Origin of the sequence: Streptomonospora mangrovi, assembly GCF_027604915.1 — a bacterium.
GTDB lineage: Bacteria > Actinomycetota > Actinomycetes > Streptosporangiales > Streptosporangiaceae > Streptomonospora > Streptomonospora mangrovi.
The window spans coordinates 1-2,260 of record NZ_JAJAQC010000113.1 but is presented as its reverse complement, the minus strand read 5'-3'; the positions used below and the strand labels follow the sequence as shown (position 1 = coordinate 2,260).

Here is a 2,260-nt window from a genome sequence, read left to right as displayed (position 1 = left end):
GCCCGCCGCCGCCGGCGCGCCGTCCGCGGCCCCCGCGGGCTGCGCGGACGCGGTACCAGACCTGGTCTTTCTTGACGGGCGCCGCCCCCACGTACTAAACCGACAGTGACGCGCGGGTGACCGTGCCTTCCGTCCACTCGGCCGGTGCCGCGTTCCCCCTCGCCGCACCGGCCTCGAACACGAGAGTTCCTATGTCGTCGCGTCTGGACCCCTCGGAGATCGAAGCCGTGCTGCTCGGTGGCGAGGCGCGCTACACGCGGGAGGAGGCGGTGCGGTTGGCCGGGGCCTCCAACGACTTCACCAAGCGCGTCTGGCGCGCGCTGGGCTTCGCCGCCCGGGGCGAGGACGCCGTGGCCTTCACCGACGGCGACGTCGAGGCGCTGCGCGTCACCTCGGAGCTGATGAAGAACGGCGTGCTGGACGAGGACGCCGCCATCCGCATGGCCCGCGCCATGGGCCAGACCATGGCCCGCCTGGCCGAGTGGCAGACCAGCATCCTGTCGACCCTGTCGTACGAGCCGCAGGACCGCGCCGCCGACGACGACCACGGTCCGCTGGTGGGGCTGGCCCAGGAGCTGATGCCCGACATGGAGAACCTGCTGCTCTACATCTGGCGGCGCCAGTTGGCGGCGTCGATCGCGCGCCGGATCGCCTTCGTGCGCAGCAGCGAGGACGCCGCGCCCACCTACTTCCCGCTGGCGGTGGGGTTCGCCGACCTCGTGTCGTTCACCACGCTCAGCCGCGAGCTGGACGAGGTGGAGCTGGCCGAGGTGGTCGAGGGGTTCGAGTCCACCGCGACCGACATCGTGGCCTCGGGCGGCGGGCGCGTGGTCAAGACCCTGGGCGACGAGGTGATGTACGTGGCCAACACCGCCCTCCAGGCCGCCGAGATCGCGCTTCAGCTCGCCGACGGCGTGAAGACCCACATAGAGGTCCCCGACGTCCGGGTGGGGTTGGCCTACGGCCCGGTGCTGGCGCTGCTGGGCGACGTGTTCGGCACGACGGTGAACCGCTCGGCGCGGCTGACCTCCTTCGCGCGGCCGGGCACCATCCTCATCGACGACGCGCTGGCCGGCCTGCTCCGCGACGAGCCCGCGCTCCAGGTGGTGGCGGTGCGGGCGCGGCACGCCCACGGGCTGGGCCAGCTCCAGCCCTACGCGCTGCGCCGCAGCTACGAGCCGGCCGACCCCTCGGCCTGACCGGCGCGCGCCCCCCGGTCCGCCCGCCCTGCCGCGGGCACGCGTTCGGGCCGCGCGGGAAAACGGGCATCCGGGCCGGCCGTAAAAGTGAGCCGTCCGTAATTCGGTGCCGGAGGAAGCGCGCTTTCGCGGTCGTTTTCCCGCCACTCGGGCATCGCGGGCAAAACAGGTATTCGGCGGAAATCCCCGCTCGGTTTTCTGGGTGTTAATCGATTGATGTCCCAAATGCATTCCCGTGGGGTGATGCGCAACAATGCTGGAGTGTCGTTAATTCATTCTTGTGGACTGGTCGCCACACCCGGGAAACGCTAATGTAAATCCCGCGAAGCTTCGCTGACCGGCCCGAAACTGCGCATTCGGGCCACGCACGCATCCACCCCACGTTTTTTGCGTTGAGGAGCGAATACATGGCGAACACCCTCACCGAGCGCGACCGGCTCAACGAGCGTTTCTCCTTCTGGGACAACAACGGCGACGGCCAGATCGACCGCTCCGACTTCGAGGCCGAGGCCCGCGAGATCATCCGCAGCCTCAACGAGGACGAGGCCTCCCCCCGGGCGCGCGCGGTTCTGGACGCCTACACCCAGATGTGGGACTACCTGGCCAGCAAGGCCGGCAAGAGCTCGCTGAACGCCGAGGAGTTCGCCCAGGTCGCCGAGGCCGAGATCATCAGCCAGGGCGACGCCGGGTTCAGCCGCGTGCTGCGGCCGACCATCCGGGCGATCGTGGACCTCCTCGACACCGACGGCGACTCCCGGGTCAGCCCCGACGAGTTCACCCGCTGGCTCGGCGCCATCGGTGTCCAGTCGGACAGTTCCGAGATCTTCCGCCAGATCGACACCAACGGCAACGGCTACCTGACCGTGGACGAACTGCTCGCCGCCGTCCGCGACTACCACCTCGGGCGCAACGACGTGCCGCTGCTCGGCCGCTGAGCGGGTAGCCGCCCGCGGGGCGCACCCGGGTGAGGGCCGCCGGAGGTCGCACGACCTCCGGCGGGCTCCGGCGCGGAGGGGGCCGGCGCCGGACCCGGGGGTTTCGGCCGCCCGCGGCGGCGCCGT

General features: G+C 70.8%; 2 protein-coding genes. Both read left to right on the top strand.

Annotated elements, in window-relative coordinates:
- Window positions 1-191 precede the first annotated feature (191 nt).
- Window positions 192-1,199 carry an adenylate/guanylate cyclase domain-containing protein gene (locus LG943_RS27595; protein WP_270075314.1) on the top strand — a complete coding sequence of 336 codons (1,008 nt, stop codon included), beginning with the start codon at window positions 192-194 and terminating at the stop codon, window positions 1,197-1,199.
- Between the two features lie 407 nt (window positions 1,200-1,606).
- On the top strand, window positions 1,607-2,134 hold the full coding sequence (locus LG943_RS27590; protein WP_270075313.1) for an EF-hand domain-containing protein: 528 nt from the start codon (window positions 1,607-1,609) through the stop codon (window positions 2,132-2,134).
- The last annotated feature ends 126 nt before the right edge of the window (window positions 2,135-2,260 follow it).